The sequence below is a fragment of the Rhodoluna sp. genome, assembly GCF_044239955.1.
GTDB lineage: Bacteria > Actinomycetota > Actinomycetes > Actinomycetales > Microbacteriaceae > Rhodoluna.
On the sequence record NZ_JBIIAL010000001.1, the window covers coordinates 278,357 to 299,004 of the forward strand.

A 20,648-nucleotide genomic window follows, 5' to 3' on the forward strand; every position below is an offset into this window, starting at 1 on the left:
AGGCCTAGTGACCTTGCGAGCTCGAATTCTTGTGATCGTGGCGGTTAGCTACATCGCGATAGGAGAAAACAATGAATGCAAGAACGATAAACACGGTCATCGCGATGATGCCGTAAGCCAGCGCAGGAATTGGCAGTTCGCTGTGTTGGATGAACACACCATCGGTCTCAGCAAGTAGTACAGCTAACAAAGTATTCTCCTTAGAAGTGTTAAAACTAGAATAACCTAGGCCCGCGTTTGGCCGGCACCTCTAGCCAGCCATTTCGTGCTTGTTAGCTCTCTTAACCCCATTGGACCGCGGGCATGAAGCTTTTGTGTTGAAATACCGACCTCGGTTCCGAAGCCAAACTGACCGCCGTCGGTGAATCTCGTTGAGGCGTTCACCATAACTACCGCTGAATCGATTTCAGTCAAAAATCGTTCCGCGTGAGCTTCATTGCCTGTGATTATTGACTCGGTGTGGTGTGTTGAGTACTTTTTTATGTGATCCAGGGCATCGTCCAAAGAAGCCACAACTTTTACCGCTAAATCGAGCGAGTAGTACTCCGCATGCCAGTCCGCTTCGGTTGCCAAAACAGAGGCCGGGTAGATGTTGTTTACTTTCTGGTCAGCATGAAGAGTGACTCCAACGGCAACCAAGCGATCGAGAACCCTGGGGAGAATAGTTGAGGCAACTGCTTCATGGACCAGCAATGTCTCTAGTGCGTTGCAAGTCGCTGGGCGTTGCACTTTTGAGTTAAACACAATCTCAACAGCCCAGTCTGGGTTAGCGAACTCATCAATAAACAAGTGTGTGACGCCGTCACCAGTTTGAATTACAGGAACCTTTGCACCCTCAACCACGGCAGAGATCAAACTTGCACTTCCCCTTGGGATCAGGACGTCAATGAGGCCACGAGCTGCCATCATCTCGTTCGCTCCGTCTCTGCCGAAGTCATCTACTGTTTGCACTAGCTCTGGGCTGAGGCCAGAACTTGCCAGAGCGTCTTTGAGAATCTTTGAAAGCGCGATGTTTGTGTTTTCAGCAGCGGTTCCACCGCGAAGTACAACAGCATTACCCGACTTGATAGCTAAAGCACTGATGTCGATGGTTACATTCGGCCTGGCCTCGTAAATCACCCCAATCACACCAAAAGGGACACGAATCTGAGTGAGGTCTAATCCATTCTCAAGTGTTTTGGCCTGAACTACCTCTCCTATTGGATCCGGTAGCGCGATAACCTCTTGAATGGAATCAGCAAGGGATTTTATCCTTGCTTCCGTGAGCCGAAGGCGATCTTGCAACCCTGTAGCCAAATTTGATTTGAGGGCCTGCTCGAGGTCTATTGAATTCGCCAAGAGAATCTCTGCGCTGCGCGCAACAAGTAGCTCAGCAATTGATTTCAATGCTGCGTTTTTGGAAGCACTTGAAGCATGGGCTAGCGAGTAGCTAGCGTCTTTAGCTAATTGGATTCTTTGTAACGCGGTCATGACTCGAGCCTAGCCCTGCGACTTATTTGTTTGTGCTCTGGGTTCAAAGAAGGTCCCGGAGTTACTTCCAGACAGAACTGGTCCAACATTGTCAGCATTCGTCACAATAACTGCGATTCCGGCTTCAGTGCATTCTCTGGCTGCGGCCACCTTGGTGATTGCCCCGCCAGTTCCAACACCAGTATTGGTACCGCCGATTTCTAGAGTGCCCAGGTCCATGTTGAAAGGAACGTGAGAAATCAACTTTGCCCCTGGGTTAGTCGGTGGGATGTCGTAGATTCCATCAACATCGCTCAGTAGAACCAAGGCGTCTGCATCAATCAGGATTGAAACCATGGCTGCGAGATGATCGTTATCTCCAAAGCGAATCTCAGTGGTAGCCACGGTGTCATTCTCGTTCACGATCGGCAGGGCCTTAAGTTCGAAAAGTCTCTCTAGGGCCTTTCTTGCGTTGTCTCGGCTTTCGTGATTCTCAATATCCGGCACGGTAAGCAGGACCTGACCAGCAATAATGCCAAATCTCTCAAGAGACTTCTGATATTTAGACACCAAGCGGAACTGGCCAACAGCTGCTAGTGCCTGAAAAGTATCAAGATCTGTTGGCTTTTTCTCGAAGTCAAAAAGCGGCATGCCAGTAGCAATTGCTCCAGATGAGACTAGGACTATCTGAGTGCCCCGCTCCATCGCCTTAGCGAGGGCATCAACGAGGTGGTCAATCTTGTTTTCATTTACTCCAGTTACCGAATTTGAGCCGATCTTCACAACAATTCGCTTTGCGCCGAAAAGCCAGTTAGCTTGCTCAGACATTTACTTGTCTTCCTCTGGCGCCGGCGTACTCCAAGCTCCAGACTTTCGGTCTTGTTCCATCTGATCGCGGAATGCGGATCTTGCATCCATCATTTCTTGGTAGCGCTTTCGGCGCTCAGCCGTAGTTCTTCGATCATTCAGCGGACCAAACCTAGGGTCAGTACCTCTAGGGCTAACTAGTAGCTCCGCGGTTGAAGCAATTGTTGGCTCCCAGTCGAAGATGATTCCATCTCCTGGGCCAATCACCACGGTTGAACCCGAGGATGCTCCAGCTTTAAAAAGCGCGTCTTCGATTCCAATTTTTGCCAAGCGGTCAGCCAGATATCCAACTGCCTCTTCATTTCCAAACTCTGTTTGGGCAACCCAGCGCTCTGGCTTGGCGCCAAGGATGCGGAAGAATTCTTCCATTCCCGATTCTTCGCGAACGATAGTGAACTTGTTGTCTTCTTTTCTTGCCTGCATTAACGTAATGCGAGGTTTGGTTGGGACATTGGCTTTTGCCAAGCGCTCCGATTCAACTAGCTTGGCCATCGCATACTTGAGCTCTTTTAGCCCTGCATGCGAAGCGGCAGATACCTCAAAAACCTGGAATCCCCGTGCCTCAAGTTCTGGTGTTATAAACGTCGCTAACTCTTGAGCGTCGGGAATGTCAATTTTGTTGAGAGCAATAAGAGCCGGTCTTTGAGTCAGCGGTACTTGCCCCTCTGGGACTTGGTAGGCATCCAGTTCCTTTAGAACCTTGTCGAGATCCGAGATTGGATCTCTGTTTGGCTCAAGAGTTGCGCAATCAATAACATGCAGCAATGCAGCACATCTTTCAACGTGACGCAAGAACTCAAGGCCTAGGCCTTTTCCTTCGCTTGCGCCTTCGATAAGTCCTGGAACGTCAGCGATGGTAAACCTTGTTTCGCCAGCTTGCACGACACCAAGGTTTGGGTGAAGAGTGGTGAAGGGGTAATCAGCAATCTTTGGACGTGCCGCTGAGACAGCAGCAATCAGCGAGGACTTTCCGGCACTTGGATATCCAACTAGCGCGATGTCGGCGACGGTCTTTAGCTCGAGCACTACATCGCCTGCCCAGCCAGGAACACCAAGCAAAGCAAAACCCGGAGCTTTACGCTTTGTGGAGGAAAGTGCTGCGTTTCCGAGTCCCCCTACTCCGCCTTCCGCAACGACAAGTTCCATGCCTGCCTCGTCGAGATCGGCAATAAACTCACCGTTTGGCTTTTTCACAATCGTGCCAACTGGAACTGGCAATCTTAGGTCAGCGCCCTGGGCTCCATTTCTAAAATCTCCCGCACCGGCTGCGCCATCTCCCCCGGCGCGATGTGGATGGAAATGGTAATCAAGCAAAGTTGTTGTGTTGGACTCCGCAACTAAGGTGATGGATCCACCATCGCCACCGTTTGCTCCGTCAGGACCGCCAAGGGGTTTGAACTTTTCTCGCTTTACCGAGACGCACCCTTTTCCGCCGTTACCGGCGCGCAGGTGAAGGGTGACTTGATCAACAAATGAAATCAATTTCGTCCCTTCCTGTAAATAACTAAAGGCGAGCCTTTGGCTCGCCTTTAGTAGAAACTTTTTGTCGTTCTAGACTTATGCAGCCTCAACGATGTTTACTACTCGGCGACCACCCTTGGTTCCGTAGTGCACGGCTCCTGTGGCTAGAGCGAACAAAGTGTCATCCTTGCCCTTGCCTACGTTCTTTCCCGGGTGAAAGTGGGTTCCGCGCTGACGAACAAGAATCTCGCCTGCGTTGACTTCCTGGCCTGCGTAACGCTTTACGCCAAGACGCTGAGCATTGGAGTCTCTACCGTTCCTGGTGGAGCTAACGCCTTTTTTGGATGCCATTTGTTCTAGTCCTTTACTTGATCTCTAGTACTTTTACGCGGGTAAGTTCAGAGCGGAAACCCTGCTTTCTTTTGTACCCAGTCTTGTTCTTGTACTTCTGAATGATGATCTTGGGTCCACGAAGGTCGTTCATGACCTCTGCGGTTACCTTTACGGAAGCAAGGGTTGTGGCATCGGTTGTAACCTTGTCGCCGTCTACCAAAAGCAGAGCCGGAAGTTGAATTTTTCCACTTGCGTCAGCTTTTACTCGGTCCAAAGTCACGATGGTTCCAACTGAAACCTTTTCCTGACGACCGCCTGCGCGAACTACTGCGTAAACCACTTGTTTTACCTTTTTCTAAGTTTGGATTGTTACCACCTGGGCAACAAATCCCTAGTCTAATGGGGCCTAAGCCTTGGGGTCAACCGGTCCATCGCTGGATGCCCGCCTTGGCTTGCGTTTTGCCTCTTGCTTAGCCTCCGGAAGGGCCTCAAGAATGGATTCCAGGCCGGCGGCCTTGGAATCAGCCGCAGGCTCTGCTTCAGCTGATTTGCCAATAGTGGAGGCGGCAATCTTGGCCATGACGTTGTTGATCTCGACAGCCTTCTCGGGGGTTACGACGTTGGCAACATCCATGTGACCCTTGCGCTTTTTCTCACTCTTGCCTTCATTATTTGAACGGGAGCGAACGATTGGCTCGTGGTGCACAATCACTCCCCTGGAATCACAGACCGCACAAGGCTCGCTGAAAGATTCCAAAAGTCCAATTCCAAGCTTCTTTCTTGTCATTTGAACAAGACCGAGGGAAGTCACCTCAGCGACCTGATGCTTGGTGCGGTCTCTACCTAGACATTCAATAAGCCTTCTGGATACCAGATCCCTGTTGGATTCAAGAACCATATCGATAAAGTCCACAACAATGATTCCACCGATGTCACGCAGCCTTAGCTGGCGCACGATTTCCTCAGCAGCCTCCAGGTTGTTCTTAGTTACGGTCTCTTCAAGGTTTCCACCGCTTCCGATGAACTTTCCGGTGTTGACATCAACCACGGTCATGGCCTCAGTGCGGTCAATAACTAGCGATCCTCCGGAAGGAAGGTAGACCTTGCGCTCCAAAGCCTTGTCAATCTGCTCGCCCACTCGGTAGTGATCAAATAGGTCATTCTTGCCCGTGTAGCTTTCAACTCGATCCATCAAATCAGGAGCTACAGACTCCAAGTACTCGGTGATAACCGACTGGGCGTCATCGCCAGCGATGATCATCTTCTGGAAGTCTTCGTTGAACACATCGCGAACAATCTTGACTAGAAGGTCTGGCTCGGAGTGCAGGAGGGTTGGCGGGGTGGCTTTCTTAAGCTTGTTCTGAATCCCGGTCCACTGTGCCTGCAGTCTTTGCACGTCAAGAGTTAGCTGCTCTTCGGTTGCTCCCTCGGCAGCGGTTCTGACAATCACGCTCGCTTCTTCTGGAACGATGTCCTTCAAAATCTTCTTCAGTCGCACTCGTTCAGAATCTGGAAGTTTCTTGGAGATTCCGTTCATATTGCCGTTTGGAACGTAAACCACGTATCTTCCAGGCAAAGAAACCTGAGAAGTCAGACGAGCACCTTTCTGACCTACTGAGTCCTTGGTTACTTGAACCAAGATGGTGTCGCCTGATTTGAGAGCAAGCTCAATCTTTCTTGGTCTTCCTTCTAGTCCATCGGCGTCCCAGTTAACTTCGCCGGAGTACAGCACGGCATTTCTTCCCTTGCCGATGTCGACGAAAGCTGCCTCCATAGAAGGAAGTACGTTTTGGACCTTTCCTAGATAGACATTGCCAATTAGCGAACCATCTTGGGTCTGCGCCACGTAGTGCTCAACCAAAACTTTGTCTTCAACAACACAGAGTTGAATCTTGGCGTCTTTGGATCGAACCAGCATCATTCGATCTACCGACTCGCGACGAGCCAGGAATTCAGTTTCGGTGATTGTTTGACGACGTCTACCGGAGTCTCGCCCATCACGCCTGCGCTGCTTTTTGGCCTCAAGTCTGGTTGAACCTTTGACCCTTTGTGGTTCGTTGCTTGGCTCTTTTGGAGCGCGCGGGGTTCGAACCTTGACGACAACGTTTGGAAGGTCTGAAGATTCATCAATAGGCTCGCCGGCTCTGCGACGGGATCGTCTTCGAAGATGAGATTCTGACTCGTTATCGGGACTCTTCTTGTTGTTGGACTTTTTGCGAGGCTCAACAGGGGGAAGATCCGGGGCTTGAAACAGTAGAGAGGTCGCACTGACTGCAACGGGTTTAGCACTTGCTTTCGGAGTTACTGTTTCTGACTCTTTGGAATAGCCTTTTGATTCAGACTTCTCTTTCTTTGGAGCCTTTGAGTCAGCTTTTTTTGAGCTCTTTAGCTCATCTGATTTCGACTTAGCCGCTAAAGGTTTCTTGTCTGTTTTCTTAGGAAGTTTCTTAGCCTTGGCTGAATCGTCTTTTTCTTTTGCCATTTTGGTGCTCCAAGCTGCCGATTGGCAAAAGCCCACACACTTTGCCGTTATTCGGCTATCAAATCTGTATCGGCGACTTTTGTAGCCGACTAAAACTTTGGTGGTTGTGAGTCATTGCTGTCACGACGCCCTGCCAGCTGCCCGATGGGTCTTATACCTTGGAGCCGAATGCTCAATAAACCTGTGGCGTCTAGAAGATGTGGCTCTAGCTCACCTATCTACAAGTATGACACCAATTTGGCAAAAGCCCAGAATTGTCGTGGAATACTTGGACTTATGAGTCAAAAACCAGCCGAACGGAGCCTTATTGGGGCTCCAGTTTCGCTGGCCTGGATGCTTATTACCGGCGGAGTTGTGGGCTGGATTGCGGCTCTCGCCCTCACGATCGAGAGGCTTAGAGTCGCCAGTAATCCCGATGCGGTTCTCAGCTGCGATGTGAGCCCGTTTATTTCCTGCAAGTCAGTAATGCTGACCTGGCAGGCTTCGCTCTTAGGTTTTCCTAATCCCCTAATTGGGCTTGCGGCTTTTTTCGCACCAGTTCTTATTGGTTTTGCAATATTAGCTGGAGCCAAATTTGCAAAGTGGTTCTGGCAGCTATTCACTCTCGGCATGACGGGTGGATTTGTATTCGTGTTCTGGCTCTTTAGTCAAAGTCTTTTTGATATCGGTGCGCTGTGCCCATACTGCATGGTGGCTTGGGCTGGAATGATTCCGATGTTCTGGAAGCACTTCTTATTTGCCGCCAGTGAGGGAATTGTTCCAGTGCCATTGAAAACTGTTGGATTCTTTGTAAATGCCTATGACTGGCACTGGCTCTTTACGATCTTGACGTTCTTTGGATTGAGCGCAACTGTGGTTTGGAAATTCTGGGACCTTTGGCCCAGCCTGTTTTAGCTAAACCAGATTCCAAGTTCTCTAGTTGCAGATTCAACTGAATCTGAACCATGAACGAGGTTCTTTTGAACCTTCTCTCCCCAGTCGCGACCCAGATCGCCTCTAATGGTGCCAGGGGCGGCAGCGGTTGGGTCAGTTGCGCCGGCCAAAGCTCGGAATCCTTCGATTACTCGATCGCCTTCCAGCCTGATTGCAACAATCGGCCCCGAGGACATGAACTCAATCAGTGGAGCATAGAAGGGCTTTCCCTCGTGCTCTGCATAGTGCTCAGCAAGCTGCTTGGCAGATGGCTGCAACATCTTTAGTCCTGTCACAACGTAGCCTTTGGCTTCAATTCGGCTGATTATCTCTCCAGTTAGTGAGCGGGCAACACCATCAGGCTTAATCAAAACTAATGTCTGCTCTTTAGACATTTCCTACTCACTTCCTAAATCTTGAACATCGAGTTTCGCCTTTGCGGCTCTCGCTCTGTCAATTGTGGCACCTGCAATCATCGCCCAGCCCCACATTCCCAAGAATATTGTTCCAAGTAAATACATCAAGGGAACCCAGATTCCTAGCAGTACAACAATTACCTGCAATACCCAGCCAAGTGCGTAGGTTCCGCGCTTTCCAAGAACCGCGGGAAACAGCATCAAGATTACCGAGAGCCCCGCTCCAACGCCCCATATCACTGCCGGGTCAGGGTGGACTCGAAGACCAAATCCCACCAGGGTTGCAAAGAACACGACCACAGATTCAAAAACCATAACCAGCGAACCAAGGGTGGCCCTTGTGGTTCTATTCCGCATCGCTTTCCTCCTGAAGAATCTGTAGCACATCGCCCACTAGGGAAATCGATCCCGTCACTACAACCATGCCATCAATTTCACGTGCAATTGTTCGGGCCCGCTCGAGTGCTAGCTTGACCCCGGTCATAGCCTCAGTTTTGGTGCCTGAATGCTCACTGGCTATCGGCTCTAGTTTAGAAATTTCAAGTGACCTATTCGAGGATGACTCAGTGATCACAAGACGCTCAAAACAACCGGCGAGCTCGCTGAATACCCCCGCTACATCCTTATCGGAGAGCACGGCAACCAAACCAACCAAAGGTTTGGCAGAAAATTCCAACTTGAGAGAAACTGCCAGGGTCTTAGCTCCTGCTGGATTGTGTGCTCCGTCAAGTAACAATGCTGGTTCAGTTCGAACAAGTTGCAATCTGCCAGGGGAAGAAAGATCAGCCACAGCTGATCGAAGAACATCATCGGCAATTGGAACTTGACCGCCACCTAGGAAAGCCTCAACTGCTGCAATTGCAACTGCAAGATTCGCACTTTGATGAATTCCAAATACTGGAGCCTCGTATGGTCCATACTTCCCCGCCAAGCCAGCAACGCTAACGCGCTGTCCAGTTGAAGTTGCTTGATAAGACTCAACAGAAAAGTCTTTACCGAGCTCGAAAAGTCCTTCGGCTCTCTCGTTCGAGACACGTTTTAGAACTTGCATTGCCTCATCGGTTTGATCCGATGTGATTACAAGGGCCCCTTGCTTGATGATTCCTGATTTGGTTTCGGCAATCTCCGAAATGGTGTTTCCTAGTCTGTCCATGTGATCAAGACCAACGGGTGTAAAAACTGCGACATCGCCATCTGCCACATTTGTGGAATCCCACGCGCCACCCATGCCAACTTCAAGAACAAGAACGTCCACCGGAGCATCGGCGAAGACCGCAAAGCCAAGAACTGAAAGAGCCTCAAAGAAGGTAAGCGGAGCTTCCGAATGGGCAGCTAGTTCCTGATCCACCATCACTAGAATCGGTTCAATGTCTACATAAACGCCATAAAGCACTTCATCGCTTACTGGCTCACCATCTATTGCCATTCGCTCGGTGAACTTCAAAAGATGTGGCGAAGTGAACCTTCCGGTTCTAAGTCCATGCTCGCGCAGTATTCGCTCGATAAATCGGGTAGTCGAGGTTTTTCCGTTGGTTCCAGTGATGTGAATAACGCGATAGGAGCGTTGCGGGTCACCCAGTAGCTCAACCGCTCTTCTGGTGGGCTCAAGTCTTGGTCTGATCTTGTTTTCCGGAACCCGTTTCATAAGCTCTTCTAGAACGAAGGCCGCTTTGGACTCCCAGTACTTTTCGTCGTGAACGGCTGCGCTCAAAGCTTAACTACCGAAATCTGAACCTGCTGATTGTCACCAACTGCAACTGCGTTGGAGGGGGATGCAGATTCGCTATAGGAAATCTCCAGAGTTAGAGTTTCGTTTTTTACAAGGTCTTCGTGGGTCTTGACAGCGTCTAGGACATCCTTAGCTGCTAGCAAAGTTGTAGCGATCCGATCTGAGACATCAAGGTCAGCATCTTTTCTGGCCTGCTGTACCGCACGTACCACATCGCGAGCTAGTCCCTCGGCTTCAAGCTCTGGCGTCACCACGCGATTTAGAATCACAAATCCACCGGCTGGCAAAATTCCAATCAGCTTCTCAGCGCTTGATTCGTCCTTGGCAACTAGATTTAGTTCGTATTCGCCATCAAATAGTTCAACACCGTTCACTAGAACCTTGCCCTGAACTTGCTCCCAATTTCCGGACTTTGCGGCCCCGATGATTTCCTGAACTTGCTTACCAAGTCTTGGCCCCAAGGCACGAGAGTTTACGGTCAACTGTTGTTCGACTCCAAAGTCTTTGGTTGATTCAACAGCGAGCTCAACAAGTTCGACTTCTTTAACGTTTAGCTCCTCAGCGATAATCGCAGAGAACTCTTGTAGGTCCTTAGCCCCTGGAGTTACAACAGTCAGCTTTGAAAGTGGTAGTCGAACTCTGAGAGAGTTGGTCTTTCGAAGGCTCAGTGAAACAGAACTAACAATTCGAACCTGGTCCATGGACCTAACCAACTCTGCATCGTATTTCAGACTCGAGGCCTCTGGCCAGCTCTCGAGGTGGATGCTGCGGCCGCCTGTTAGTCCACGCCAAATCTGCTCGGAGATCATTGGAAGTAGCGGCGCGGCAACGCGGGTCACAATTTCTAGAACCGTATACAAGGTGTCAAACGCTTCTTCGTTGCCTTCCCAGAACCTGTCGCGAGAGCGACGTACGTACCAGTTGGTAAGCACATCGCTGAAGTCTCGAAGTTTTGCTGAAGCCGAGTAGGAATCATAAAGATTCAAATCCGCTTCAACGCCTTCAATTAGGTCTTTAGTTTTGGATAACAAGTATCGATCTAGGACATCCTTGCTATCCACAGAGTACTTAGCCTGGTAGTTGGAAGCGTTTGCGTAGAGGCTAAAGAAGTACCAGGTATTCCAAAGCGGTAAGAGCACCTGACGGACACCTTCGCGAATACCCTGCTCGGTGACAACCAAATTGCCGCCGCGAAGAATTGTGCTGGACATCAGAAACCATCTCATGGCATCTGAGCCATCGCGGTCAAATACCTCGGAAACATCCGGATAGTTTCTTAGCGACTTAGACATCTTCTGCCCATCGTTACCTAAAACAATTCCGTGAGAGATAGCAGACTTAAACGCTGGTCTGTCAAAGAGTGCTGTTGCAAGAACATGAAGGGTGTAGAACCAACCGCGGGTTTGCCCGACGTATTCAACAATGAAGTCACCTGGGTTGTGAGTGTCAAACCAGTCGCGGTTTTCAAAGGGATAGTGAACCTGAGCAAACGGCATGGAGCCTGACTCGAACCAGCAGTCCAACACTTCTGGAACACGCCTCATCATTGACTTACCGGTTGGGTCATCCGGGTTTGGTCTAACTAGTTCGTCTATGTACGGCCTGTGAAAATCAGTTGGTTCTTTTCCAAAGTCTTTAGCCAGTTCTTCCAAAGAGCCGTAAACATCAATGCGCGGGTAGTTCGGGTCATCAGATTTCCAAACTGGAATCGGTGCTCCCCAGAATCGGTTTCGGCTAATCGCCCAGTCGCGCACGTTCTCTAGCCACTTACCGAACGAGCCATCCTTGGTGTGTGACGGGGTCCAGTCAATTTGTTGGTTTAGCTCAAGCATGCGATCTTTCACCTTGGTGGTCTCAACAAACCAAGATGAAACGGCCTTATAAATCAGCGGGTTCTTGCAGCGATAGCAGTGTGGGTAAGGGTGGTCGTAGCTTGCTTGCCTCAGCAGCCTGCCATCAGCTTTTAGCTTTTGGGTAATTGGCTTGTTCGCATCGAATACATGCTGGCCTTCAAAGTCAGTGATTACAGAATTGAACTGACCGCGCTCGTTTACTGAAACGTAGACAGGGATTCCGGCCAGTTCGCAAAGCTTTTGGTCGTCTTCACCATATGCCGGCGCTTGGTGAACAATTCCTGTTCCCTCATTATCAGCAACATAGTCACCAACTAGTACCTGCCAGGCGTTGGCGGTATCGAACTTCGACTCATCCGCGTAGTAATCAAAGATTCGTTCGTAACTAATACCGGCGAGATCTTTACCCAAAACCTTGGTTTCGATTGCAGCTAGTGCTTCCTCGGCAGAGTCGTAGCCTAGATCCTTGGAGTAGTTACCCAACAAAGAAGTCGCGATCAAATACTTAGTTGATGAATCTCCGCCGTCGGCTGCACCGTTTGCCCCAGCTGGAACAATCGCGTATTCAATTTCTGGACCTACCGCGAGCGCGAAGTTCGTAGGTAGCGTCCATGGAGTTGTTGTCCAAGCCAAGATGCGGGTCTTGTCATAGGCTCCCCCAACGATTGGGAAAGTTACGGTTACGCTCTGGTCCTGGCGAGTTTTGTAAACCTCATCGTCCATTCGAAGTTCATGATTTGATAACGGGGTTTCGCATCGCCAGCAGTAAGCCAAAACTTTGAATCCTTCGTAAATCAGACCTTTTTTGTATAGCTCTTTGAAAGCCCAGATAACGGATTCGGTGTAGTTGGTGTCCAGGGTCTTGTAGTCATTCTCAAAATCAACCCAGCGAGCCTGTCTTGTGACGTAGCTTTTCCAGTCCTGGGTGTACTTCAAAACCGAGGTCTTGCAGTAGGCGTTGAATTTATCTATGCCGTACTTCTCAATCTCAGGCCTTCCGGAGATACCCAGCTGACGCTCTGCCTCAACCTCGGCAGGTAAACCGTGGGTATCCCAACCAAAGCGGCGCTCTACTCGGTAACCCTGCATGGTCTTGAACCTTGGAACTAGGTCTTTGGTGTAACCGGTAAGTAGGTGGCCATAGTGCGGCAATCCGTTGGCAAAGGGTGGGCCATCGTAGAACACGAATTCTTCAGCAGATTCTGCTTTTCGCGCGTCTATCGAAGCCTGGAAGGTGCCATCTTTGTCCCAGGAATCAAGAATCCGCTGTTCGATTTCAGGGAAGCTAGGGCTAGGGGTTACGCCAGCTGCCTCATCTTCCGAGTTCAGGGGATACATTTTGGGCTTTCTTGGCGTTGTCTTAGGTAATCTCTATCAATGTTAACCTGTATCTAACCCGTTTTTTGGAGACTTTAGCCATGAATAATGCCCGAGGCAATGCAGATAGCTACGCCCGCGCTACCACCACCCCGGACAAGGTCGGAGTTGAAGGTCTAGAGCAAAAGTGGGGTCCTAGCTGGGATAGTTCCAAGACTTACAGCTTTGATGTCTCAGCTCCAAAATCACAAATCTTCTCAATCGATACTCCTCCTCCGACAGTTTCTGGGTCTTTGCATGTAGGTCACGTTTTTAGTTACACCCATACCGATCTAATAGCCAGATACCAGCGCATGCTTGGTAAAGAGGTTTACTACCCAATGGGCTGGGACGACAACGGTTTACCAACCGAAAGGCGCGTTCAAAACTTCTACGGCGTTCGCTGCGACCCTAGCCTGGCTTACGTAAATGACTTCAAGCCACCATTTGAAGGTGGTGATGGCAAATCCAGCAAAGCCGCCGACCAAGTTCCAATCTCCAGAAGGAACTTCATCGAGCTTTGCGAGAAGCTAACCCTGGAAGACGAGAAGCAGTTCGAAGCTCTTTGGCGTCAGCTGGGTCTATCAATTGATTGGTCGCAGACTTACCAAACTATTTCCCCTGACGCTCAGGCTGTATCCCAAAAAGCGTTTCTAAACAACCTCACTCGTGGCGAGGCTTATCAGGCAATGGCGCCGACACTGTGGGATGTAACTTTTCGAACAGCGGTTGCCCAAGCTGAGCTAGAAGATCGCGATCAGCCAGGCTCCTATCACCGCATCGGCTTCGATGGACCAGAGGGCAAAATCTTTATCGAGACCACCAGGCCTGAGCTAATCCCTGCTTGTGTTGCTCTTGTTGCTCACCCTGATGACGAGCGGTACCAGAAGTATTTTGGCAAAACCGTAACCACACCCTTGTTTGGTGTTGAGGTTCCCGTAGTTGCCCATCGTCTTGCGCAAAAAGACAAGGGTTCTGGAATTGCAATGATTTGTACCTTCGGTGATGTCACGGATGTTATCTGGTGGAGAGAGTTAGATCTTCCAAACCGAGCAATCCTGGGCTGGGACGGCCGCATACTGAGCGAAGCTCCAGAAGTCATTACAGACCCTAAAGCTCTTGAGGTGTTTGCCGAACTGGCCGGAAAGACAGTGTTCTCAGCAAGGCAGCGAATCGTCGAACTTTTGACCGAATCAGGCGACATGGTCGGCGAAGCAAAGCCAATCACTCACCCCGTTAAGTTCTTTGAAAAAGGCGACAAGCCGCTGGAGATTGTTTCAACTAGACAGTGGTACCTAAGAAATGGCGGCCGCGACGAGCAACTTCGCGATCAGCTAATTGCGCTCGGTAAGGACCTAAATTTTCACCCCGACTTTATGCGTGTCAGATTCGAGAACTGGGTTAATGGTTTAACTGGTGACTGGCTGGTTTCCAGGCAACGTTTCTTTGGTGTTCCGATTCCGGTTTGGTACGCACTCGATGCCGAAGGTAATCCTGATTACGACAGGGTAATTACTCCCTCAGAATCAGCACTGCCAGTTGATCCTTCCAGCCAATCCCCCGAAGGATTCACTGAAGATCAGCGCGGCAAGCCAAATGGTTTTATGGGAGAGGTGGACATTCTTGACACCTGGGCAACGTCCTCCCTTACACCACAGCTTGCAGGGGGTTGGATTTCCGATCCTGAGAAGTATGCGAAGGTATTCCCTTTTAGTTTGCGTCCGCAGGGTCAAGACATTATTCGCACCTGGCTGTTTTCAACCGTCCTTCGTTCTTTCCAAGAAGAAAACCAGCTCCCATGGAGTGATGCCGCGTTATCTGGTTGGATTCTTGACCCAGACCGCAAGAAAATGTCTAAATCCAAAGGCAACGTTGTGGTGCCAAATGATTTGCTAGATGAGCATGGCTCCGACGCTGTCAGATACTGGGCCGCAGCCGCAAGGCTAGGAACCGACGCCGCCTTTGACGTAGGTCAAATGAAAGTTGGACGCAGACTTGCAATTAAGGTTCTAAACGCTGCAAAGTTTGTGCTCTCTTTTGAGTTAGCAAGCGACAAGATTGAGGTCACCGAAGCAATTGATAAGGCCATGCTTGCAACTCTTGCAGAAGTAGTTACCGGAGCTACCAAAGCTTTTGAAAGCTTTGATCACACCAAGGCACTAGAGCTAACGGAGTCATTCTTCTGGAACTTCACCGATGATTATCTCGAGCTTGTGAAAGAGCGAGCCTACGGTCAAAATACAGATCCTGCAGCGCAAGCATCTGCAGTTAGCGCGTTGCGTATTGCGCTACTTGCCATAACCAAGCTCTTGGCGCCCTTTATTCCTTTCGCCACAGAAGAAGCCTGGAGCTGGTGGCAAGAAGGTAGTGTCCACCGCAGTAATTGGCCAGTAGCTGATGACCTATCTGGCTTTATCGGAAGCCAGAACGCAAGCCTGCTATCTCTTGCCTCCCAGGCTCTCATTGGTATTCGCAAAGCCAAGTCTGACGAAAAGCTATCAATGAAAGCTGAAATAACCAGACTCACCATTGAAGCTGGTGAACAAGAGATTGAATCGCTAAAGCTCATCGATTCTGACTTGAAATCGGTAGGAAAAATCGATGAGATCAACTACAAGGTCTCTGAGTCGCTAGCAATTTGCGGAGTTTCTTTCAAGCCTGCACAATAAGAAGGGTCCGAGATGACTAGCTCAAATCCATTTCAAGATCGATCAACACTTGAATATGAACTGCCTGATTTTTCCAAAATTACAGACGAGCACTACCTGCCGGCTTTCTATGCTGGTTGTGAGCAGCAGCTAGCGGAAATTGAAAGAATTACCACCCAACCAGAGATAACTTTTGATAACACAGTTGTTGCTTTGGAGCGTTCGGGGAAAATGCTTGAGCGAATGCTATTGGTTTTCTATAACAAGTCGTCAGCCGACACTAATCCCTCAATCGACAAGATCGAATCCGAGATTGCACCCAAGCTCGCGGCTCACGAGGATGCAATCAAACTGAACCCAGTTCTGTTCTCGAGAATAGAGACTCTCTATCAAACTCGTGACCATCTCGGTCTAGACACCGAGTCGGTTTGGCTCATTGAAAGATATCATCGGGACTTTGTTCACGCTGGAGCACAGCTAAGCCCAGAAAACCGCGAGACCCTAAAGCAATACAACGAAAGGCTCTCAGAGCTTCAAACCAGGTTCGATCAGAACGCTCTGGCAGAAGCTAATCGTTTGGGAGTGGTTGTTGAAGAAGTCGCAATGCTTGCCGGACTTTCTGATTCTGAAATTGACATCGCAAGTCAGGCGGCGAAAGAGCGTGGCTTAGATGGAAAGTACCTGGTGAACATGGTCAACTACACCGGTCACCCCTGGCTAGCCTCTTTAGAAAACAGAGAGTTGCGGGAAAAGATTATGCGAGCCAGCATGTCCAAGTCCACCTCTGGTGGGGACTTTGACAACCAAGAGCTAATCAAGCAAATCGTGAAGCTTCGCGCAGAGCGCGCAAAGCTACTTGGCTTCGAAAGTCACGCTGCTTATGTCCTCTCAGATCAAACAGCTGGCAAACCAGCTAACGCACACAAAATGCTTCGTCGCATTGCCCCGGCAGCTGTATCCAACGCGCGCTCAGAAGCAAAAGATCTAGAGAGTCAATTACACAAAGATCACGCTGGATCGAAGCTTGAAAGCTGGGACTGGGCTTACTACACCGAGAAAGTGCGCAAAGAAAAATACAACCTAGATACCTCTTTGATGAAGCCCTACTTCGAACTGGAGCGGGTGTTATTTGACGGAGTCTTCTTTGCATCCGAAAAGCTCTTTGGGATTACGTTCAAGGAGCGAAAAGATCTGAAGGCTTACCACGAAGAAGCTAGGGTCTTTGAAGTCTTCAACGAAGATGGCTCGAAGCTTGGATTATTCATTGGAGACTTCTTCACCAGAGACTCTAAGCACGGCGGAGCCTGGATGAACAATCTAGTTGACCAATCCAAGCTGCTAAATCAGAAGCCTGTTGTTGTGAACAACCTGAACATCCCAAAACCCCGCGAGGGAGAACCTGCACTTCTTACCTTTGATGAAACCAGCACACTGTTTCATGAATTTGGCCATGCCTTGCATGGTCTACTATCCGATGTCACTTACCCAAGATTCTCTGGCACCAATGTGGAGCGAGACTTTGTCGAGTTCCCATCACAGGTAAATGAGATGTGGATGCTTTGGCCCGAAGTTGTTGCTAACTATGCCAAGCACCATGAAACCGCTGAGGTTCTTCCGGCCGAGTGGATAGCAAGCTTGCAAGCCTCGGAGACTTTTAATGAAGGATTTGAGACCACTTCTTACCTTGCCGCAGCCATTTTGGATCTGGCCTGGCACGAAGTTGCAGACCAAATCATCTCGGACGTGTCTGAATTTGAGGCTAAGGCAATCAAGGATTACGGATTAGATTTTGATCCAGTTCCAGTTCGCTACAAGAGTGGGTACTTCTCACACGTGTTCTCCGGCGGATACTCAGCTGGCTACTACGGTTACATCTGGTCAGAGGTGCTTGATGCCGATACCGTCAATTGGTTCAAGCAAAATGGTGGCCTAACCAGGGAAAACGGCGAGAAGTTCAGAAAAGAACTACTGTCCCGCGGAGGGTCGATTGATTCCATGGATATGTTTAGAAACTTCCGAGGCCAAGAGCCACAAATTGAGCCGCTACTTACGCGCCGCGGTTTGCTCTAAATAGAGGAGTTCTCTCCCAGAAAAGCACCAGCATTCCAGCAACTAGGGCCCAGAAGGCTCCGCCAATTCCAAATACCGAGATGCCGGCAGCTCCCACGATGAACGTTATAGCTGCAGGCAACCTGGTGTTTCGATCTTCCAACGAGGCTCCGATAGAAGCGATAAAGCTTGGAAGAAGTGCCAACCCAACAACAGCAAGCAGAAGTTCCGACGGGACAGCAAGAACGAATGCTGCAAACAATCCAGCCCCAATGGCAAACAACCAATAAACCAATCCCCCAACAAACGACGCCACCCAACGACGAGCAGGATCTTTAGCAGCTTGGTCGTTAGCGTTGATGGCCGCGGTGATTGCAGCAAGATTCATACCGAAACCACCAAAGAATGAGGCAACCATCGTTGCAACTCCTGTTGAGGTTATAACTGCCCTCACGGGAACTTTGTATCCAAAGCCTTTCATGATTGCAATTCCTGGCAAGTTCTGACTTGCCATAGTAATCAGGTATAAAGGCACCCCAATTGAAATAATTGGAATTAGATCCAGAGCTGGAAACACAATGTCAAAACTTGGGAACAGTCTCGCGTTCTCGAGCCAGCCCCAGCCAAGATCTGCGTTTACTAACACAAAGGCCAAAACAATTGCTACCGGAGTTGCCCAAACGGTTGCGATCCGATTGAGCACAAACCAAACCAGAACAAATGGAATCACAAGAAACGGATAGTCAACAGCTGCTCGGACCGTATTGATCACGAAAACAAACAATATGCCCGCAAGCATCGCACTTGCAATACTTGCTGGGATTTTTTGCACCAACCTAGATAGGGCTGGCCATAGTCCAGTAACGGTGAGTAAGACTCCAGAGAGTAGGAATCCTCCAACCGCTTGATCAAATTCAAGGCCTAGTCCCGCTGAGGCTGCCAAAAAAGCAGCACCCGGAGTTGACCAAACAATAGAAATCGGCATCTTGTATCGATAGCTCAAGACAGTCGAGAGTAAACCATAACCAATTAGCAAAACAAACAGTGCTGTAAAGGTTTGATCCCTGGTGGCTCCCATCGCAACTAACCCGGCAATTGCAATTCCAAAAGTTGCAGCTGAACCAGAAATGGAGGCCACAAAGCCTGCGATTATGGGTGCTTTTAGTTCAGGCTTGGAAGACTGAACGGGTTTCATTTACTAGGCAGATTTTTCTTGGGCTTGTTTCTTGAATGGGGTGATTGAAGCTTCCTTTTTGCCAAGCACGACGTCTTTAGTGATCTTGACAAGTCCTTGGGTTTCCATGGTTGGAATCTCAAACATTATTGAACCAAGTACAGTCTCCAAAATTGAGCGCAGGCCCCTTGCGCCGGTTTCACGCTCGATTGCCATGTCAGCCATCAACTCAAGGGCTGCATTATCAAATTCCAGCTCGAAGCCATCCAGCTCGAACATTCTTTGGTACTGCTTGGTAAGAGCATTTTTAGGAACTGTCAGAATGTCCATCAAGGCAGAGCGGTCGAGTGGTTCTACGGTTGCGATAACTGGAAGACGGCCAATGAATTCAGGAATCAACCCGAATTTTCTCAAATCTTCTGATTGCACATCGTTGAAGATGTCTGGGTCGACGCCATGCGACTGAACCTCGTTACCAAAGCCGATTCCTCGCTTACCAGAGCGGTTAGAGATGATCTCTTCTAGTCCAGCAAAAGCTCCAGCCACAATGAACAGAACATTAGTTGTGTCGATCTGGATAAAATCTTGCTGTGGGTGCTTTCTACCGCCCTGCGGCGGCACCGAAGCAACGGTACCTTCCAAAATCTTGAGCAAGGCCTGCTGAACACCCTCACCTGAAACATCTCGGGTAATCGATGGGTTCTCGGCTTTTCTGGAAATCTTGTCAATTTCGTCAATATAAATAATGCCCTGCTCGGCACGCTTCACGTCAAAATCAGCCGCTTGCAAAAGCTTAAGCAGGATGTTCTCAACATCCTCGCCCACGTAACCAGCTTCAGTCAGCGCAGTTGCATCGGCAACCGCAAAGGGAACGTTCAGTCTTTTGGCAAGTGTTTGGGCCAGGTAGGTCTTGCCACAACCGGTTGGGCCAATCATCAAAATGTTTGACTTAGCAATTTCGATTGCATCATGCTCTTTACCGGCAGCGGTGAGTGTCCCGGCGGAGCGAATTCTCTTGTAGTGGTTGTAAACGGCAACTGAAAGAACTTTTTTGGCCTTGTCTTGACCAATTACGTACTCATCCAAGTAACCGTAGATTTCTTTTGGTTTTGGAAGAGTAATGTCTTCTATTTCCTTGGAAGCCGCAGCTCCAAGTTCTTCTTCAATAATCTCGTTGCAAAGCTCAATGCACTCATCGCAAATGTAAACGCCTGGGCCTGCGATCAGCTTTCTAACCTGCTTCTGGCTCTTTCCGCAAAAAGAACACTTAAGCAAGTCGCCTGATTCACTGAGTTTTGTCATAACTAAAACTCTATTACCCATCCCCGACAATCGCGGTTAGGTTCTCCCAAGGAATTACTTGGCGGGAAGCGCGTTCTTTCGCGAAGTAAGCACCTGGTCAATTAATCCGTAGGTCAGGGCCTCATCCGCAGTCAAGATCTTGTCGCGGTCGATGTCCTTGTTAACCTCGGCAACAGTCTTGTTTGAGTGCTTCGAGAGCGTCTCTTCGAGCCACTCACGCAAACGCATAATTTCTTTGGCCTGAATTTCAATATCAGATGCCTGACCTCTACCGGAGTCACCGGTTGCCGGCTGGTGAATCAAAATTCTCGCGTTAGGCAAAGCTAGACGTTTTCCAGGAGATCCTGCTGCAAGTAACACCGCAGCAGCTGAAGCAGCCTGACCCAAACAAACTGTTTGAATGTGCGGTCTGATGTACTGCATGGTGTCGTAAATTGCAGTCATCGCGGTGAACGATCCACCCGGTGAGTTGATATACATCGTGATGTCGCGGTCAGGGTCTTGGCTTTCAAGAACCAAAAGCTGCGCCATGACATCGTCTGCCGAAGCATCGTCAACCTGAACACCTAGAAATACGATGCGGTCTTCAAAGAGTTTGTTGTAAGGATCCTGGCGCT

17 protein-coding genes are annotated in these 20,648 nt (G+C 49.5%); 3 read left to right on the forward strand and 14 right to left on the reverse strand.

Annotation, left to right across the window (positions count from 1 at the left end; all coding sequences use genetic code 11):
* Positions 1–4: 4 nt before the first annotated feature.
* The 7 genes from AC9UFE_RS01380 to AC9UFE_RS01410 form a co-directional block, all read right to left on the reverse strand.
* The gene (locus AC9UFE_RS01380) at positions 5–190 is read right to left on the reverse strand and encodes a hypothetical protein (protein WP_509545047.1); all 186 of its coding nucleotides are present in this window, start codon (positions 188–190) and stop codon (positions 5–7) included.
* A 35-nt stretch (positions 191–225) separates the two neighbouring features.
* Positions 226–1,470 (reverse strand): glutamate-5-semialdehyde dehydrogenase, encoded by a 1,245-nt coding sequence (locus AC9UFE_RS01385; protein WP_509545049.1) that lies wholly within the window; start codon positions 1,468–1,470, stop codon positions 226–228.
* 9 nt (positions 1,471–1,479) lie between these two features.
* Positions 1,480–2,277, reverse strand: a complete 798-nt coding sequence (gene proB, locus AC9UFE_RS01390; RefSeq protein ID WP_509545052.1) for a glutamate 5-kinase — start codon at positions 2,275–2,277, stop codon at positions 1,480–1,482.
* On the reverse strand, positions 2,278–3,798 hold the full coding sequence (gene obgE / locus AC9UFE_RS01395) for a GTPase ObgE (protein WP_509545055.1): 1,521 nt from the start codon (positions 3,796–3,798) through the stop codon (positions 2,278–2,280). It abuts the gene before it with no gap.
* Between the two features lie 75 nt (positions 3,799–3,873).
* Positions 3,874–4,128 carry a 50S ribosomal protein L27 gene (gene rpmA / locus AC9UFE_RS01400; protein WP_509545058.1) on the reverse strand — a complete coding sequence of 85 codons (255 nt, stop codon included), beginning with the start codon at positions 4,126–4,128 and terminating at the stop codon, positions 3,874–3,876.
* Between the two features lie 13 nt (positions 4,129–4,141).
* Entirely contained in the window at positions 4,142–4,450 is a 309-nt protein-coding gene (gene rplU, locus AC9UFE_RS01405; RefSeq protein ID WP_509545061.1) for a 50S ribosomal protein L21, read from the reverse strand.
* Between the two features lie 66 nt (positions 4,451–4,516).
* On the reverse strand, positions 4,517–6,592 hold the full coding sequence (locus AC9UFE_RS01410) for an Rne/Rng family ribonuclease (protein WP_509545064.1): 2,076 nt from the start codon (positions 6,590–6,592) through the stop codon (positions 4,517–4,519).
* A gap of 168 nt (positions 6,593–6,760) precedes the next feature.
* Here AC9UFE_RS01410 and AC9UFE_RS01415 point away from each other — a divergent pair, with 168 nt between their 5' ends.
* Positions 6,761–7,486 carry a vitamin K epoxide reductase family protein gene (locus tag AC9UFE_RS01415; protein ID WP_509545067.1) on the forward strand — a complete coding sequence of 242 codons (726 nt, stop codon included), beginning with the start codon at positions 6,761–6,763 and terminating at the stop codon, positions 7,484–7,486.
* On the opposite strand, the gene ndk is transcribed toward AC9UFE_RS01415, so the two are convergent.
* The 4 genes from ndk to ileS are packed head-to-tail and all read right to left on the reverse strand — an operon-like array spanning position 7,483 to position 12,840.
* Positions 7,483–7,899: a nucleoside-diphosphate kinase gene (gene ndk / locus AC9UFE_RS01420; protein ID WP_509545070.1), complete on the reverse strand. Its 417-nt coding sequence runs from the start codon at positions 7,897–7,899 to the stop codon at positions 7,483–7,485. The two genes, AC9UFE_RS01415 and ndk, sit on opposite strands and share 4 nt — an antisense overlap.
* 3 nt (positions 7,900–7,902) lie before the next feature.
* Positions 7,903–8,277 (reverse strand): DUF4233 domain-containing protein, encoded by a 375-nt coding sequence (locus AC9UFE_RS01425; protein ID WP_509545073.1) that lies wholly within the window; start codon positions 8,275–8,277, stop codon positions 7,903–7,905.
* Positions 8,267–9,631, reverse strand: a complete 1,365-nt coding sequence (locus AC9UFE_RS01430) for a bifunctional folylpolyglutamate synthase/dihydrofolate synthase (RefSeq protein WP_509545076.1) — start codon at positions 9,629–9,631, stop codon at positions 8,267–8,269. The genes AC9UFE_RS01425 and AC9UFE_RS01430 overlap by 11 nt, the downstream gene beginning before the upstream one ends.
* Positions 9,628–12,840, reverse strand: a complete 3,213-nt coding sequence (gene ileS, locus AC9UFE_RS01435; protein WP_509545079.1) for an isoleucine--tRNA ligase — start codon at positions 12,838–12,840, stop codon at positions 9,628–9,630. The genes AC9UFE_RS01430 and ileS overlap by 4 nt, the downstream gene beginning before the upstream one ends.
* Positions 12,841–12,920: 80 nt before the next feature.
* Here ileS and valS point away from each other — a divergent pair, with 80 nt between their 5' ends.
* Both valS and AC9UFE_RS01445 read left to right on the forward strand, forming a co-directional pair.
* Entirely contained in the window at positions 12,921–15,527 is a 2,607-nt protein-coding gene (gene valS / locus AC9UFE_RS01440) for a valine--tRNA ligase (RefSeq protein ID WP_509545082.1), read from the forward strand.
* Positions 15,528–15,539: 12 nt separating this feature from the next.
* Positions 15,540–17,576, forward strand: coding sequence for a M3 family metallopeptidase (locus AC9UFE_RS01445; RefSeq protein WP_509545084.1), 2,037 nt, complete (start codon positions 15,540–15,542; stop codon positions 17,574–17,576).
* Here AC9UFE_RS01445 and AC9UFE_RS01450 read toward each other — a convergent pair.
* The 3 genes from AC9UFE_RS01450 to AC9UFE_RS01460 all read right to left on the reverse strand — a co-directional run.
* Positions 17,554–18,750, reverse strand: coding sequence for a benzoate/H(+) symporter BenE family transporter (locus AC9UFE_RS01450; protein WP_509545087.1), 1,197 nt, complete (start codon positions 18,748–18,750; stop codon positions 17,554–17,556). The two genes, AC9UFE_RS01445 and AC9UFE_RS01450, sit on opposite strands and share 23 nt — an antisense overlap.
* Positions 18,751–18,753: 3 nt before the next feature.
* Positions 18,754–20,031, reverse strand: coding sequence for an ATP-dependent Clp protease ATP-binding subunit ClpX (gene clpX, locus AC9UFE_RS01455; protein WP_509545089.1), 1,278 nt, complete (start codon positions 20,029–20,031; stop codon positions 18,754–18,756).
* Between the two features lie 54 nt (positions 20,032–20,085).
* Positions 20,086–20,648, reverse strand: a 563-nt coding sequence (locus AC9UFE_RS01460) for an ATP-dependent Clp protease proteolytic subunit (protein ID WP_509545092.1), incomplete at its 5' end; no start/stop codon positions are given.

Excerpts from the sequence above, each read along its gene's own strand:
- AC9UFE_RS01385 (WP_509545049.1), bottom strand. The coding sequence starts at position 1,470 with ATGACCGCGTTACAAAGAATCCAATTAGCTAAAGACGCTAGCTACTCG.
- proB (WP_509545052.1), bottom strand. The coding sequence starts at position 2,277 with ATGTCTGAGCAAGCTAACTGGCTTTTCGGCGCAAAGCGAATTGTTGTG.
- rpmA (WP_509545058.1), bottom strand. The coding sequence starts at position 4,128 with ATGGCATCCAAAAAAGGCGTTAGCTCCACCAGGAACGGTAGAGACTCC.
- AC9UFE_RS01410 (WP_509545064.1), bottom strand. The coding sequence starts at position 6,592 with ATGGCAAAAGAAAAAGACGATTCAGCCAAGGCTAAGAAACTTCCTAAG.
- AC9UFE_RS01415 (WP_509545067.1), top strand. The coding sequence starts at position 6,761 with ATGCTCAATAAACCTGTGGCGTCTAGAAGATGTGGCTCTAGCTCACCT.
- ndk (WP_509545070.1), bottom strand. The coding sequence starts at position 7,899 with ATGTCTAAAGAGCAGACATTAGTTTTGATTAAGCCTGATGGTGTTGCC.
- AC9UFE_RS01425 (WP_509545073.1), bottom strand. The coding sequence starts at position 8,277 with ATGCGGAATAGAACCACAAGGGCCACCCTTGGTTCGCTGGTTATGGTT.
- ileS (WP_509545079.1), bottom strand. The coding sequence starts at position 12,840 with ATGTATCCCCTGAACTCGGAAGATGAGGCAGCTGGCGTAACCCCTAGC.
- valS (WP_509545082.1), top strand. The coding sequence starts at position 12,921 with ATGAATAATGCCCGAGGCAATGCAGATAGCTACGCCCGCGCTACCACC.
- AC9UFE_RS01445 (WP_509545084.1), top strand. The coding sequence starts at position 15,540 with ATGACTAGCTCAAATCCATTTCAAGATCGATCAACACTTGAATATGAA.
- AC9UFE_RS01450 (WP_509545087.1), bottom strand. The coding sequence starts at position 18,750 with ATGAAACCCGTTCAGTCTTCCAAGCCTGAACTAAAAGCACCCATAATC.
- clpX (WP_509545089.1), bottom strand. The coding sequence starts at position 20,031 with ATGACAAAACTCAGTGAATCAGGCGACTTGCTTAAGTGTTCTTTTTGC.